This window comes from Algibacter ulvanivorans (assembly GCF_048381495.1).
GTDB lineage: Bacteria > Bacteroidota > Bacteroidia > Flavobacteriales > Flavobacteriaceae > Algibacter_B > Algibacter_B ulvanivorans.
The window spans coordinates 355,469-369,949 of record NZ_JBLWGD010000001.1 but is presented as its reverse complement, the minus strand read 5'-3'; the positions used below and the strand labels follow the sequence as shown (position 1 = coordinate 369,949).

The window sequence follows — 14,481 nt, the reverse complement described above, 5'->3', positions numbered from 1 at the left end:
AAAATAATTGATGAATAAAACCCTTTTAAATTTAATTTTTGTGTTTGTTATTGGTTTAGCATTAATAAACTGTGCAAACCGCGGTACACCTGGAGGTGGCCCTAAAGACGAAACACCTCCCAGTATAATAAAATCTGAGCCAGAAAATTATTCTACTAATTTTAATGGTAAAGAAATTAAAGTCTATTTTGATGAATACATTAAAATTAAAGACCTAAGTAAACAACTTATTATTTCTCCGCCAATGAAAACGCAACCAGACGTTACCCCCACTAGCGGAGCAAGTAAATATATATCGATAAAAATATACGACACCCTTCCAGCAAATACAACTTATGCTTTTAACTTTGGTAATAGTATAACAGATAACAATGAAGGCAACCCCTACCCTTACTATCGTTATGTGTTTTCTACAGGAAATCATATTGATTCGCTTTCGGTAAACGGAAATATAGTTGATGCTTTAAAAAAAGAACCTGAAACCTTTGTAAATGTGGCTTTGTATGAAATAGACTCTACATTTTCTGACTCTATTATTTACAAAGAAACTCCAAAATATATAACAAATACTCTAGATAGTGTAACCACTTTTTCTATTGAAAACCTTAAGCCAGGAAAATATCTATTAATGGCCTTAAAGGATGGTAATGGAGATAATAAATTTCAACAAAAAACAGATCAAATAGGATATTATAAGAATTATATTGAAGTGCCTACAGACTCGCTATACACTTTAAGACTTTTTAAAGAAGAAATAGATTTTAACGCTACAAGACCGCGTTTAATTTCTGGCGAAAAAATAGCTTTTGGTTATGAAGGCGATTATGATAATATGAATATTAAAATACTATCTGAAACACCAGATGAATTTGAATATCGTATTACTAAAGACCCAAAAACAGACACCTTAAACTATTGGTATAAACCAAGATTAGATGTTGATTCTTTAAATTTTAAAGTATCTAAAAACGATTTTAAAAAAGAATTTACTGCCAGAATAAGTGCACAAAAAAGAGACACCTTAGTTATTGGAGCGTCGCCAACAGGTGGCATTGGTTATGATGAAGATTTTAAAATTTCTGGAACTACACCGCTATTAAATTTCGACACCTCTAAAATAAATATGATTGATAAGGACTCTACAGCAGTTACCTTTACTACGGTTTACGATTCTATAAAAAACACATACCTGCTTAAATTTAATAAAACAGAAGATAATAATTATAAAATAGAAATTTTACCTGAAGCTTTTGAAGACTTTTTTGGAGATAAAAACAAAGACACTTTATCTTATAACCTAAGAACAAAAAAAGCATCAGACTTTGGGTATGCTAGGTTTACTTTAGTTAATGCAACATACCCGTTAATTATACAGCTTACAGATAAAAATGGGGAAGTAAAAGAAGAAAAACACGCCACCCAAGGCAATACTGTAGATTTTTTAAACCTAAGTCCAAGCATATATTCTATTAGAATTATTCATGATGCCAACGGTAATAAAAAATACGATTCTGGTAACTATTTAAAAAAGATTCAACCCGAAAAAGTGAGTCATTTTCAAGATATTGAAATTAGAGCAGATTGGGGTATTCAAGAAACACTTACATTTAAATAAACTTAAAGTTATCTCTATCATCTAAAAACTTAAGTTTATTTCTATAAGCTTTAATGTGCGTTTGTTGTAATACAACAACACTAACACCATCCTCGTTTGGTGCTAAATTTGCTATTTGTTCTCCAAGTACATTATAAACTGCCGAATGTCCAGAATACACACTATTTAATCCATCAACCCCAACTCTATTTACACCAATACAGTATGCCATATTCTCTATAGCACGAGCTTTTAACAATGCATCCCAGGCAGAAATACGAGGTTTTGGCCAATTGGCAACATATAACAAGACATCATAATCTTCAATATTCCTTGCCCAAACCGGAAAACGTAAATCGTAACAAATTAAAGGACATATTTTCCAACCTTTATAATTAACAATTAACTTTTCTTTACCTGCAGAATACGTTTTTTGTTCGCCAACCAAAGTAAAGGTATGACGCTTATTATATATAGATACAAAGCCCGATGGTTCTACAAACAACAATCTATTATAATAATTATTGTTCTCTAAAATAACTAAACTACCAACTATGGCTATGTTATTATTTTTTGCTAAATCTTTTAACCAAGTAACTGTTTTTCCTTGCATCGTTTCGGCAACAACTAAGGCATGCATTGTAAAACCTGTAGTAAACATTTCAGGAAGCACAACAACATCAATTTCTGTTGGTAAAGAGTTAATTTTTTTTGTAAAATTAATTCGGTTTTCTTCTGGGTTTTCCCAAACTAAATTAGCCTGAATTAATGCTACTTTAAGCTCGTTTTGCATTTAAAAACTATTTTAAACTAAAAATAACACTTTTTAGCTTTTTACCTGCTAAAAAATGTTATTTGTAAAGCTTAATATTAAAAAGTTAGTTATAATTTTTTCTTAGCTTTTGCTATAGCCGTTTTGTATTTTTCAATTTTCTCTAACCATTTTTCTTCATCTTGAGGCGATAATTTACCTTTCTTTTTAAGCTTTTCGTATTTGCTTATTGCATCTTTATGCTTTTTGGTAGATTTCTCGTAGTTAGATTTAGCTTTTTGTCTTTTCTTTAAAGCTTTTTCGGCTTTTTTTTGTTTTTTCTCGGCCTTTTTCTGTTCCTTTTCAGCTTTAAGTTGCTCCTTCTCTGCTTTTTCTATACGTGCTTTAGTGGCTTCTGCTTCTTTTATTTGCATCATTTTTTTATCAAAAGCCGCTCGAATTTCAGTTTTTTCTTCTTCAGATAAAGTATCGGTTACATCAATACCAGTTTTAAAAATTCTTTCTTTTTTTATCTCGTACGATACACCATTAAAACTAACCTCTTGTGCGTTAACTAGAAAACCAAATCCTAGAAATAGCATAATTACTAAATATCTCATCATTTTATTTTTAAATATTACGTCTTTTATTTAGACTCAAATTTATTTAAAAAGTAACTTAAAAATATTGCTTTTTTTTAAAAACAAACAACATGACTAAACACCCAATTTTGCTAAAAGTCCTTGCTTATAAGTTCTGCCAATTGGTATTTTATTATCTTTTATATAAATGGTATTACCCGATATTTTATTAACAAACATACTGTTTATTATATATGATTTATGAACCTGTATAAAATGATTATCTGAGAGCTTTTCATTCCAATTTTTTAAAGAATCGATATAAGAAAGCTTTTGGTTTTTTGTTACTACAGTTATATAGTTTCTTTCAGACTCAATATAAAGAATGTTATTTAAAATAATTTTATGAAGGGTTTTATCAACGTTTAAAAAAATAGCCTCTGTATTACTACTATCTTGAGGTAAATTAGGTGTTTCTATTCTTGTTTTAGCTTTATTAATAGCTTTTAAAAACCTATTAAACGAAAATGGTTTAACCAGATAATCAATTATAGTATCTAGCTCAAAACTATTAACAGCAAACTCGGCATAGGCGGTTGTCATGATAATGGCAGGCGGATTTTTAACGGTTTTTATAAAATCTAACCCCGACATATCTGGCAAATTAATATCTAAGAAAAGAACATCTACAGACTCTGTATTTAAAAACGAATTGGCCTCGATAGCAGCTTTAAACGTATGCGTTAACTCTAAACCAGGAATTTTTGCAATAAAATTTTTAAGAATTTTTTGCGCAGGAATTTCATCTTCAATTATAACACACTTCATTTTAAATTAAGTTTTAAAACCACTTTAAAAGTATCTGTTTTAATAATATTAAATTGATACTTGTTTTTATATATAAGTTCTAATCTTTTTTCAAGATTTATTAAACCTATTTTTAAATCGGTAGTCGTTAGTTTTTGCCTATCAAAATCATTTTCACAAACAAAGCTTAACTCATTGTTTTCTATACAAATTTCTACTTTAATATCGCTATTTAAAGTACTGTGTTTAAAAGCGTTTTCTATAATGGTTATTAAAAGTAATGGCGCTATTTTATGAGAAAAACTATCAACAGATTTTTTGTAATTTATAGACTTAACACCTTCTGTTCTTATAGTTTGAAATTTTATATAATTATCAATAAAGTGAATTTCTTTTTCTATTGAAATGGTTTTCTCGTTACTTTCATATAACACATGTTTTAAATTATCTGAAAGCATTAAAATAAGCTCTGGAGTTTCGTTAGGTTTTTCTAATGAATAAGAATAAATGGTATTTAAATTATTAAATAATACATGCGGATTAATTTGCGATTTTAAAAATTTAAGTTCCATTTCGGCATGTTCTTTTTTTATTTTTTCTACCTTTTCTTGCTCATCAATAAAGCGATACAAAATCCATATAAAAGAAAAAAATATTAACGGCACAAGTGTTTGCCACAAATAATCGCTTAAACATTTTGGTATACTACAACCACATTGCGCAAAAGCATAACAGTATAATTGTGTTGCAAAAAAAGAAATAGCTGCAAACACAAAAACATACAAAACGTACAGTTTTTTTTTAACAAAAAAGGGAAGTAAAAAAAAATTATTTATATACACGATAGCTACTAAAAGCGATACGTATTGTAAAAATGGGTTTTCCCTCCAATAAAAATCTGAAAACAAAAATAACGACACAAAAACAAATAGCATCCAAAAAAGAATATGCACTAAAACCTGAGATGTGTGTTTATTAATTATAGTCATTTTTTAAAAGTAATTAGAAAAGCTAAAACCATCAAACAATATGTACAAAAGTAGGTTTTGTAGTTACCAACGGCATTTTTACTGTTTATAAGCTTAAAACAAACGTTTATAAAGTTATTACAGCTATGCGTACTCATTTTTACAATGTAATTAAAGCAACTATTATTTTTGAGCAAATCAATCTAATTTAATCATGAAACGAATAGTATTAACAATCATTATTTTACTTAGCCTACATTTTGGTTTTTCTCAAACCTTAAACCATATAGAAACCGATAAAAAAGGAAATGAGGTTTTGCTTGGAAAAATTAATAAAAATGGCTTAACCCAAAATACCTTTAACACATGGTTTACAAAAAACTACAAAGATTATTTAGTTAATAAAGCAATTACTAAAAAACTAAAAGATGCTTTAAATAAATATGAAATTAAAGTGTTTTTAGGGACTTGGTGCGGCGATAGTAAAAGAGAAGTTCCTAGGTTTTACAAAATTATTGAAGCCACCAATTTTCCAGAAAGCCAATTAGAAGTTATTGCGGTTAATAGAACTAAAAACGCTTATAAACAAAGCCCTAACCATGAAGAAAAAGGGTTAAACATTCATCGAGTTCCTACTTTTATTTTTTATAAAAATGGTAAAGAAATTAATAGAATTGTAGAGCATCCAAAAGAAACTCTAGAACGCGATATGTTAAACATTGTTACCAAAAACAAATACACACCAAATTACATGGCTGCCAATTATATGGATTATTTACTTACCAATAACACAATAGATAGCCTACAACAAAACGAAAAAAATTTATTACCTAAAATAGCCGAGTATGTAAAAGGCAGTAGAGAATTAAATACTTACGGGTATTCGCTTTTACGCTCTAACCAAATAGAAAAGGCCTTGTATATTTTTAATTTAAACACTAAAATTTTTCCGTACAAGCATAATGTGTATGATAGTTTAGGTGAGGCCTATTATGAAACAAAAAACTATAATGAAGCTCTAAAAAACTTCTACAAAGTTTTAAGTTTAAAGCCAGACGATAAAAATGCTATTGAAATAATTAAAAAAATTAAGCTTGAAGCTGAAAAACAAAAGAATCAAACTTAAACAATTTCCATTTTTTTTAATAAAAAAGAAGCATTCATATTTTTGCAAATACCTGTTTTTAATTTATAATCAAAATGAAGCTCGTCGTTAATAACTGTGGCATCAAAGTAATAGTTTTTAACGTCGCTTAATTCTTTTTCAATTTCACAAAGGCTTAAATCGTGAGTAGCAATAATACCTGTTGCATGTAAAGCCACTAACTTTTCAACAAATTTACGCGATCCTTCTGCTTTATCTGTACTATTAGTGCCCTTTAAAATTTCATCTAAAACAATAAAATAAGATGATTTTTGAAGCGCATTTACAATAAACTTTAGTCGAGTTAACTCTGAAAAGAAATACGAACTATCGTCTGTTAAAGAATCGGTAGTTCGCATGCTAGTAATTAATTTTACTGGCGAATATTGTGCCGATTGTGCACAAATTGGCAACCCAACATTAGCCATAACAATATGTAAAGATACGGTACGTAAAAATGTGCTTTTACCAGCCATATTAGCGCCGGTTACAATAAAAAACTGTTCGTTTTTAATAACTAAATCGCTATCAACACGCTTTTCTTTTTTTAATAATGGATGCCCTAAGCCTTTAGCTTTTATAACGGTTTCGCTATTTTTAATCTCTGGAAACACAAATTCAGGATGATTGTATGCATAGTTACCTAAAGAGTTATAAGCATCGAAAAAAGAAACCACTTCAAACCAATTGGATACCGTATTGGCATATTGCTTAATCCATTGCTCTATGCGGTAACTATTTTTTACATCGGTTAAAAAGTATCCATTACCAAAAATGGCTCCTATAATATTATTTCTATTATCTAAGGCATCTAAAGATTTTGAAAAGGCTTTAAAAATTGCAGATGCCTTTTTTTTGCCTAATTTAATTTGTTTTTGTTTTTGCTGTAATAATTCTGAAGTAAATGTTTCGTTTTCAATTAAATCTAATAGCAAAGCATATTGGCGAAAGGTATCTCGAACTTTATCTGTATTTGATGCTAGTACATTTATTTTTTTTAAATAGCCTCCGGTAACGGCAAACCCCAAAAACAACCAATACCCAATTAAAGCTTGATTTGAAACTATATTTAAAACAGTAAGCACAAATAAAATAACAGAAGCCAAACTAAAAACCAAAGGTAGCCACGACATTATTTTAGGTAAAAACACCTTATGGTTTTGCAACCAATTTACAACGTGTTTGGCTGGTGTTTCAACATCAACCAGGCTAGAAGTAGCGGTATAATATTGTCGCCATTTAATTTTAGTACTCAACTCTTTAATAGCCTCTTGCCTTAATTCAATATTATCTATATTATTTGCTTTTAAGGTATTAGCCAATTTTAAAGTACCTTCGTTAATGGTTGTTCTGTTTACAAACTGAAAAAAAGAACCTCGACCAAATAAATCTATATCTAGACTATAAAAATGATTTGGATCTTGATAAACCAAACCATCATTTCTATCATGAAAATTACCCGAAGCTATTTTAATTTCGTCTTCATTAACACCAACTAAAGCTTTGTTAAAATTATGCTGTCGTTTAACATCGGTATGTTTTGAAAGTAAATAAACAAAAAAAACAACTCCCAAAACACCAATAGATATTGCGATTTGCCATTGATTAAAAAAAACGTACACCCCAAACCCTGTTAACAAAAACACGACTAAGCGTAGTGTACTTAGTGCTGTCATTTTTTTATATAAGCGCTTAACTTCTGCTTGATACGTTTTTAATTGATTTTTATAATACGTAGTTGGGTTTTTCATTTTTTGTTTTAATGGGTATTAAAGTAACAAAAAAGCCCTGAACATATTCAGAGCTTTAATTTGTAGTTTCATTTTCACTTATTAATCGCGGCTTCCAAACACTTGAAATGCCCAATATACCAAATTAGCTAAAGCGCCAATAGCTGCAACCAAATAGGTTCTTGCTGCCCATTTTAGTGCATCTTCAGAACCTTTATATTCATCTGGAGTAACCATATTTTTGTTTTTTAACCAAGCTAAAGCACGATTACTAGCATCATACTCGACAGGTAATGTTACAAAACTAAATAATGTAGCAAACCCCATCATTACTAAACCTGCAATAGCGACCCAATATCCAAAACCTAATCCGGCAGCTGCCCCCAACATTAAACCTCCAATAACTACCCATTGCGACATTCCAGAGGTAACGCTAACCATTGGTACTAATTTAGATCGCATGGTTAACCACTCGTAGGCTTGAGCATGTTGTACTGCGTGGCCACACTCATGCGCAGCAACAGCTGCTGCCGCTGCATTGCGTTGGTTATAAACCGACTCGCTTAAATTAACCGTCTTGTTTTTTGGGTTATAATGATCGGTTAATTGGCCTGGTGTAGAAATAACCTCAACATCTGTAATACCATGATCTGCCAACATTTTTTCGGCAATTTCTGCACCACTCATTCCATTACGTAATTGTATTTTTGAGTATTTAGCAAACTTGCTTTTAAGTGTGCTGCTTACCAACCAACTTATTAAAGCTATAGCACCAAGTAATATATAATATCCTAACATTGTTTTCTGTTTTAAAATTCTAATTAAATATAGCAAAAATAAAGCCAATTTTTAATTCTGAATATTTGTCAGTTAAATTAAATAAAGGCTTAAAAAGAAAAAACGCCTAAACACTTAATAATTAAGCTTTAGGCGTTTTAAAAATTATAATTTATTTGAATTTAAGCCACTTCCATATCAAAAGCTTCAGCAATTTCTTTATAAACTATTTTCCCTTTTACAATGTTTAATCCTTTTGCTAAAGACGCATTATTGTTACATGCTTTTTCCCATCCTTCGTTTGCCAATTTAATAACATAAGGTAAGGTTACATTGGTTAAGCCCATTGTAGATGTGTAAGGTACTGCCCCTGGCATGTTTGCAACGCTATAATGTACAACTTCGTCAATTATATAAGTTGGGTCTTGGTGTGTAGTTGGCTTAGTGGTTTCAAAACAGCCACCTTGATCTACAGCTACATCAACCATAACGGTACCAGGACGCATTTCTTTAAGCATATCTTTGGTTATTAGTTTTGGAGCTTTAGCGCCTTTTAATAATACGCCACCAATAATTAAATCGGAATCTTTTATATGCTTTCTAATATTGTATTCGCTAGAAAACTCACTAACAACATTATTTGGCATAACATCGCTTACATGACGTAAAGCTTTCATGTTAATATCTAAAATGTGTACACTAGCACCTAATCCAGATGCCATACGCGCTGCTTGTAAACCAACAACACCAGCCCCTAAAATTAATACTTTTGCTGGAGGCACACCAGGAATTCCGCCTAGTAAAATACCGCGACCCATGATAGGTTTTTCAAGATACTTTGCGCCTTGCTGAATAGACATTCTACCTGCTACTTCTGACATTGGAATTAATAATGGTAATGAACCATCTTCATCCTCTACAGTTTCATAAGCAATACAAACCGATTTACTTTCAATCATTGCATTTGTTAACACTTCGCTTGATGCAAAATGAAAATACGTAAATACAACTTGGTTTGGTTTAATTAATTTGTATTCTGGCTCTATAGGTTCTTTAACTTTTACAATCATATCGGCAGCAGCATAAACTTCTTCTATAGTATCTAGAATGGTTGCGCCTGCTTCAATATAATTTTCATCTAAAAAACCACTATTAAAACCAGCGTTTTTTTGTACATAAACAGTATGATCTCTTTTAGTAAGCTCGAAAACACCTGAAGGTGTCATACCTACTCTATTCTCATTATTTTTTATTTCAATAGGAACTCCAATAGTCATAAATATGATATTTAATGGGTGAAAACTGTGGCAAAATTAAAACAATATTTTTAAATATTATTGATAAAACACCATATTTGATAAATTATTTTCACACAAAAATCAATTAATTTGACTTTTACATAATTTATATTAAACTAGTAGAGATTAAGTTTTTATAAAAGCATTTACTTTTTTGAGTATTTTATTTTAAAATACATTAACAAAAATGAAGAAACTACGGTTATACTATTAGCAAAAATCATTGATGGGCTATTTTTTAAAACGCCATAAATTAGCCATGCAATAATACCAACAAAAAAAAGAAGCAACATGGGTAACGATAAACTAGATACATCTTTTGTTTTCCAAGTTTTATAAACTTGTGGTAAAAATGCTGCAGTTGTTAAAATAGCTGCAATAAATCCTATTATTTCCATTATAATTAATTATCAAACTCGTTATATGGGTCGTAAGGCACTCCAGATATTTCTATATCATCATCAATACCATCTTCATCATAATCGAAAATACGTTTATACCTAATTATATTGCTATTTACTTCTAGTATTTCGTACTCTTCTATAAATTGATCACCAAAATATAGATGTATTATATTATCGTATAATTCCCATTGAAGGTTTGTTGAGGAAATAGCACATTGGGCACAAATATCGCAATTGGAAACATAGTCTTCTTCAAACTCGAATATTTTTCCTTCTTCATTATAAAACTGAAACAAATCTTTTGTACAACCTTCTGTATGTTGATAGTTATACATCTCGCCATTAATTGTTACCGTATTATAAGCCCATGAGCCTATTATTGCATTTAAAATATAGGGGTCTGGTTTTGGTTTAGATTTACTACCATCATCACTTGAACAAGAAATGATAATAATAGCTAAAAGAAAAATAACCAAATGTCTCATACCATTTTATTTACCCAACTATATTTACAATTTTACCTGGCACAACAATTACTTTTTTAGGTGTACGACCTGCTAATTGTTCTTGTGTTTTTTCGTGTGCCATAACGGCTTTTTCAATGTCTTCCTTACTCATATCTAAAGACAACTCCATAGTAAAACGCATTTTACCATTAAATGAAATTGGGTAGTTTTTACTGCTTTCTACTAAATGACTTTCATCAAATTCTGGGAATGCTGCTGTAGAAATAGACTCGTTATGCCCTAACTGGTTCCATAACTCTTCGGCAATATGTGGCGCATAAGGCGAAATTAAAACCAATAACGGTTCTAGTATATCTTTACTTGTACATTTTTGCTGTGTTAGCTCATTAGCAGCAATCATAAATGTAGATACCGAGGTATTAAACGAAAAATTCTCGATATCTTCCTGAACCTTTTTAATGGTTTTGTGTAGGGTTTTTAAATTATCTTTTGTTGGTTTTGTATTGGTAACTTTTAGTCCACCATCATCCGTATACAATTTCCATAGTTTTTTTAAGAAACCATGTACTCCTGTAATACCAGCTGTATTCCAAGGTTTGTATTGCTCTAATGGGCCTAAAAACATTTCGTATAGGCGCAAACTATCGGCACCGTAATCTGCTACGATATCATCTGGATTTACAACATTGTATTTAGATTTAGACATTTTTTCTACATCTCGACCTACTTTATAAACATCGTTTTCTAAAACAAATTTGGCATCAGCATAGTCTTCACCAAATTCACTATCATTTTTTAGTCCTTCTATATCTAATTCGTCTGAAGCATTAACATATTTTACTTTTACGTGAAGTGCTTGTACCTTTTTGTTTTCTATTAAACCAGCAGAAAAGTATGTATTTGTGCCTTCTTCTCTATACACAAAAGCACTAGTTCCCAGAATCATACCTTGGTTAATTAGTTTTTTTGCGTATTCATCAACAGGTACAATACCTTTATCGAACAAGAATTTTTGCCAAAAACGAGAATACAATAAATGTCCTGTAGCGTGCTCGCTTCCGCCAATGTATAAATCGACATCTTTCCAGTAATCCATAGCTTCTTTAGATGCTATTTCGTTTTCATTTTCTGGATCCATATATCTGTTAAAATAAAACGAACTTCCTGCCCAACCTGGCATGGTATTTAATTCTAACGGAAAAATAGTTTCATCATTAATTAAATTGTTTGAAACGACTGCGTTTTTAACTATGTCCCATGCCCAAACGGAAGCATTACCTAATGGTGGCTCGCCAGTTTCGGTGGGTAAATATTTTTCTACCTCTGGAAGCTTAACTGGCAAATGTTTGGCATCTATCATTTGTGGCATACCATTTACATAATACACAGGAAATGGCTCGCCCCAATAACGTTGACGACTAAATACCGCATCGCGTAACCTGTAATTTGTTTTTCCTTTGCCTTGGCCTATTTGTTCTAATTCGTAAATGGCGCGCTTGGTTGCTTTTTTATAATTTAACCCGTTTAAGAAATCGCTATTTCCTATTACGGTTTTTGCTTTATCTGAAAAGGCTTCTTGAGAAATATCTACACCTTCAAAAATATTAGGAATTGGTATATTAAAATGTTTTGCAAAAGCATAGTCGCGCTCATCTCCACATGGTACAGACATTACTGCACCTGTACCGTAGCCAGCAAGAACATAATCGCCAATCCAGATAGGAATAGGCTTTTTTGTAAATGGATGTTCGGCATAAGCTCCGGTAAATGCGCCAGATATGGTTTTTACATCTGCCATTCTATCGCGTTCACTTCGCTTTGCTGTTGCTAAAATATAAGCATCGACCTCGGCTTTTTGTTCTGGCGTTGTTATTTTAGATACTAAATCGTGCTCTGGTGCTAATGTCATAAAACTTACTCCAAAAATGGTATCTGGTCGTGTTGTAAACACATCAATAGTAGCATTGTTTTCTTTAACCTTAAATGTAACAGAAGCTCCCACCGATTTTCCTATCCAGTTACGTTGGCTTTCTTTTAAAGAATCTGTCCAATCTATAGTTTCTAGACCTTGAAGTAACCGTTCTGCATAGGCAGAAATTCGCATACTCCATTGTGTCATTTTTTTACGAATAACAGCATGCCCACCACGTTCTGAAACACCATTAACAATTTCGTCGTTTGCTAAAACAGTTCCTAATGTTGGGCACCAGTTTACCTCGGTTTCGGCCAAATATGTTAAACGGTATTGCAACAATATTTGTTGTTGTTGTTTTAACGTGTATGCATTCCATTGTTCGGCCGAAAAATGCGCTACATCATCATCACAAACTGCATTAACATTTCCGTTACCTTGGTTAGCAAAAATGGTTTCTAAATCTGATATGTTTTCTGCTTTATTTTTATCATTATTAAACCAAGAATTAAACAATTGGATAAAAATCCATTGTGTCCATTTGTAATAACTTGGGTCTGAAGTACGTACCTCTCGAGACCAATCAAAAGAAAAACCTATTTGATCTAATTGACGACGATAGGTTGCAATATTATCTTTGGTTGTTATAGCCGGATGTTGCCCTGTTTGAATGGCATATTGCTCTGCAGGTAAACCAAAACTATCGTAGCCTTGAGGGTGTAAAACATTAAACCCTTGGTGACGTTTATAGCGTGCATAAATATCTGAAGCTATATAACCTAACGGATGCCCAACGTGTAACCCAGCTCCAGAAGGATAAGGAAACATATCCAAAACATAATATTTTGGTTTTTCGCTGTTATTTACTGCTTTAAATGTTTGGTTTTCTGCCCAGTATTTTTGCCATTTGGCTTCAATTTCGTTGAAATTGTACTTCATTATCATGCGTATTTAAGAAGTTGCAAATTTACGTTTTATAAATCAACTTAAAAACCTTTTATTTAATAGTTTATTAAGCACGAAAACAATGTGTTTTAAATAATATAAATTTATTTTTGCAGCTTAAAAATAAACATCTTGATTTCTAATATTTACAAAGCTCATTTTGCGCTTCTTGGTGCTAACTTAATTTACGGTGCAAACTATATTATTGCTAAAGGCATTATGCCAGAAAAAATTAGTCCAAATGCTTTTGTTTTTATAAGATTAGCGTGTTGTGTTGTACTATTTTGGGGCATTAAATTGCTTTTTATAAAAGAAAAAGTTGAACGAAAAGACTTTTTAAGATTAGCCATTTGTGGTTTACTAGGTGCAGCAGCAAATATGCTGTTTTTTTTTCATGGTATTAATTTAACATCGCCAGTTGATGCTTCTATTATCATGACTGCTACTCCTGTAATTGTACTTGTTTTTAGTTTTATAATTTTAAAAGAACGCATTACTAAAAACAAACTTATTGGTATTACAATAGCTGGTATTGGTGCCATATTCTTAATACTTTATGGCAATAAAGCTGCAGGTACAAGTTCTTTTCTTGGCAATTTATTTGTTTTTTTAAACGCCTCGTGCTACGGGCTTTACCTTGTTCTTGTAAAAACTTTAAAGAAGAAATACAACGCTATTACTATAATAAGCTGGATGTTTTTATTTGGATTACTACTAGTAATACCTTTTGCTTTAAATGATATTTCTAACACAAATTTCGAAGCCTTTTCTATAAATACCTATTTGGTAATAGGCTATGTTGTGCTATTTACCACCTTTTTTGCTTACTTATTTAATATATACGCCCTTAACTATGTTACACCTTCTGTAACAAGTAGCTATATTTATTTACAACCTGTTATAAGTTTTATTATGGTAAGTATTTACGCTTTTATTTTAATGAAAGATGAATACGCTAAAGACATTAGCACAGTTAAAATTTTAAGCTGTTTAATGGTTATTATTGGGGTTTATATTATAAGCAAACCGCCAAAAAAACTAGCCTAGTACAACAAAGTTAACGTGTTTTAGTTTATATAATACATTGCCACAATGTATTTGCT

Annotated in this window: 13 protein-coding genes; 3 read left to right on the top strand and 10 right to left on the bottom strand. The window is 31.1% G+C overall.

The annotated features are described in order from the left end of the window. Positions 1 to 10: 10 nt before the first annotated feature. Positions 11 to 1,615 (top strand): Ig-like domain-containing protein, encoded by a 1,605-nt coding sequence (locus ACNG5D_RS01800; RefSeq protein ID WP_418181788.1) that lies wholly within the window; start codon positions 11 to 13, stop codon positions 1,613 to 1,615. On the opposite strand, the gene ACNG5D_RS01795 is transcribed toward ACNG5D_RS01800, so the two are convergent. From ACNG5D_RS01795 to ACNG5D_RS01780, 4 genes are all read right to left on the bottom strand, one after another. Further along, complete coding sequence (locus ACNG5D_RS01795) at positions 1,608 to 2,387, bottom strand: amidohydrolase (protein ID WP_418181787.1); 780 nt, start codon at positions 2,385 to 2,387, stop codon at positions 1,608 to 1,610. The two genes, ACNG5D_RS01800 and ACNG5D_RS01795, sit on opposite strands and share 8 nt — an antisense overlap. A gap of 89 nt (positions 2,388 to 2,476) precedes the next feature. Beyond that, on the bottom strand, positions 2,477 to 2,965 hold the full coding sequence (locus ACNG5D_RS01790; protein WP_418181786.1) for a hypothetical protein: 489 nt from the start codon (positions 2,963 to 2,965) through the stop codon (positions 2,477 to 2,479). A gap of 96 nt (positions 2,966 to 3,061) precedes the next feature. Continuing rightward, positions 3,062 to 3,754, bottom strand: a complete 693-nt coding sequence (locus ACNG5D_RS01785; protein WP_418181785.1) for a LytR/AlgR family response regulator transcription factor — start codon at positions 3,752 to 3,754, stop codon at positions 3,062 to 3,064. After that, on the bottom strand, positions 3,751 to 4,722 hold the full coding sequence (locus ACNG5D_RS01780) for a sensor histidine kinase (RefSeq protein WP_418181784.1): 972 nt from the start codon (positions 4,720 to 4,722) through the stop codon (positions 3,751 to 3,753). Before ACNG5D_RS01780 ends, ACNG5D_RS01785 begins: the two co-directional genes overlap by 4 nt. A gap of 193 nt (positions 4,723 to 4,915) precedes the next feature. Between ACNG5D_RS01780 and ACNG5D_RS01775 the strand changes: the two genes are divergently transcribed. Continuing rightward, a complete protein-coding gene (locus ACNG5D_RS01775) occupies positions 4,916 to 5,827 on the top strand; it encodes a thioredoxin family protein (RefSeq protein WP_418181783.1) in 912 nt (303 codons plus the stop codon). On the opposite strand, the gene ACNG5D_RS01770 is transcribed toward ACNG5D_RS01775, so the two are convergent. From ACNG5D_RS01770 to leuS, 6 genes are all read right to left on the bottom strand, one after another. Beyond that, a complete protein-coding gene (locus tag ACNG5D_RS01770) occupies positions 5,824 to 7,596 on the bottom strand; it encodes a MutS-related protein (RefSeq protein ID WP_418181782.1) in 1,773 nt (590 codons plus the stop codon). The genes ACNG5D_RS01775 and ACNG5D_RS01770 overlap by 4 nt on opposite strands. A gap of 81 nt (positions 7,597 to 7,677) precedes the next feature. Then, on the bottom strand, positions 7,678 to 8,373 hold the full coding sequence (locus tag ACNG5D_RS01765; protein WP_418181781.1) for a zinc metallopeptidase: 696 nt from the start codon (positions 8,371 to 8,373) through the stop codon (positions 7,678 to 7,680). A 161-nt stretch (positions 8,374 to 8,534) separates the two neighbouring features. Continuing rightward, entirely contained in the window at positions 8,535 to 9,629 is a 1,095-nt protein-coding gene (gene ald / locus ACNG5D_RS01760; RefSeq protein WP_418181780.1) for an alanine dehydrogenase, read from the bottom strand. A 167-nt stretch (positions 9,630 to 9,796) separates the two neighbouring features. Then, positions 9,797 to 10,048, bottom strand: a complete 252-nt coding sequence (locus tag ACNG5D_RS01755) for a SemiSWEET family sugar transporter (protein WP_418181779.1) — start codon at positions 10,046 to 10,048, stop codon at positions 9,797 to 9,799. Positions 10,049 to 10,053: 5 nt separating this feature from the next. Beyond that, positions 10,054 to 10,539, bottom strand: coding sequence for a hypothetical protein (locus ACNG5D_RS01750; RefSeq protein ID WP_418181778.1), 486 nt, complete (start codon positions 10,537 to 10,539; stop codon positions 10,054 to 10,056). Positions 10,540 to 10,549: 10 nt separating this feature from the next. Continuing rightward, positions 10,550 to 13,372 (bottom strand): leucine--tRNA ligase, encoded by a 2,823-nt coding sequence (leuS, locus tag ACNG5D_RS01745; RefSeq protein WP_418181777.1) that lies wholly within the window; start codon positions 13,370 to 13,372, stop codon positions 10,550 to 10,552. A 138-nt stretch (positions 13,373 to 13,510) separates the two neighbouring features. Between leuS and ACNG5D_RS01740 the strand changes: the two genes are divergently transcribed. Further along, positions 13,511 to 14,425: a DMT family transporter gene (locus tag ACNG5D_RS01740; protein ID WP_418181776.1), complete on the top strand. Its 915-nt coding sequence runs from the start codon at positions 13,511 to 13,513 to the stop codon at positions 14,423 to 14,425. Positions 14,426 to 14,481 lie beyond the last annotated feature (56 nt).

Bases quoted from the DNA above. Each gene is read 5' to 3' on its own strand.
- ACNG5D_RS01785 (WP_418181785.1), bottom strand. From the start codon at position 3,754: ATGAAGTGTGTTATAATTGAAGATGAAATTCCTGCGCAAAAAATTCTT.
- ACNG5D_RS01790 (WP_418181786.1), bottom strand. From the start codon at position 2,965: ATGAGATATTTAGTAATTATGCTATTTCTAGGATTTGGTTTTCTAGTT.
- ACNG5D_RS01755 (WP_418181779.1), bottom strand. From the start codon at position 10,048: ATGGAAATAATAGGATTTATTGCAGCTATTTTAACAACTGCAGCATTT.
- ACNG5D_RS01800 (WP_418181788.1), top strand. From the start codon at position 11: ATGAATAAAACCCTTTTAAATTTAATTTTTGTGTTTGTTATTGGTTTA.
- leuS (WP_418181777.1), bottom strand. From the start codon at position 13,372: ATGAAGTACAATTTCAACGAAATTGAAGCCAAATGGCAAAAATACTGG.
- ACNG5D_RS01770 (WP_418181782.1), bottom strand. From the start codon at position 7,596: ATGAAAAACCCAACTACGTATTATAAAAATCAATTAAAAACGTATCAA.
- ACNG5D_RS01775 (WP_418181783.1), top strand. From the start codon at position 4,916: ATGAAACGAATAGTATTAACAATCATTATTTTACTTAGCCTACATTTT.
- ACNG5D_RS01765 (WP_418181781.1), bottom strand. From the start codon at position 8,373: ATGTTAGGATATTATATATTACTTGGTGCTATAGCTTTAATAAGTTGG.
- ACNG5D_RS01795 (WP_418181787.1), bottom strand. From the start codon at position 2,387: ATGCAAAACGAGCTTAAAGTAGCATTAATTCAGGCTAATTTAGTTTGG.
- ACNG5D_RS01750 (WP_418181778.1), bottom strand. From the start codon at position 10,539: ATGAGACATTTGGTTATTTTTCTTTTAGCTATTATTATCATTTCTTGT.
- ACNG5D_RS01780 (WP_418181784.1), bottom strand. From the start codon at position 4,722: ATGACTATAATTAATAAACACACATCTCAGGTTTTAGTGCATATTCTT.
- ald (WP_418181780.1), bottom strand. From the start codon at position 9,629: ATGACTATTGGAGTTCCTATTGAAATAAAAAATAATGAGAATAGAGTA.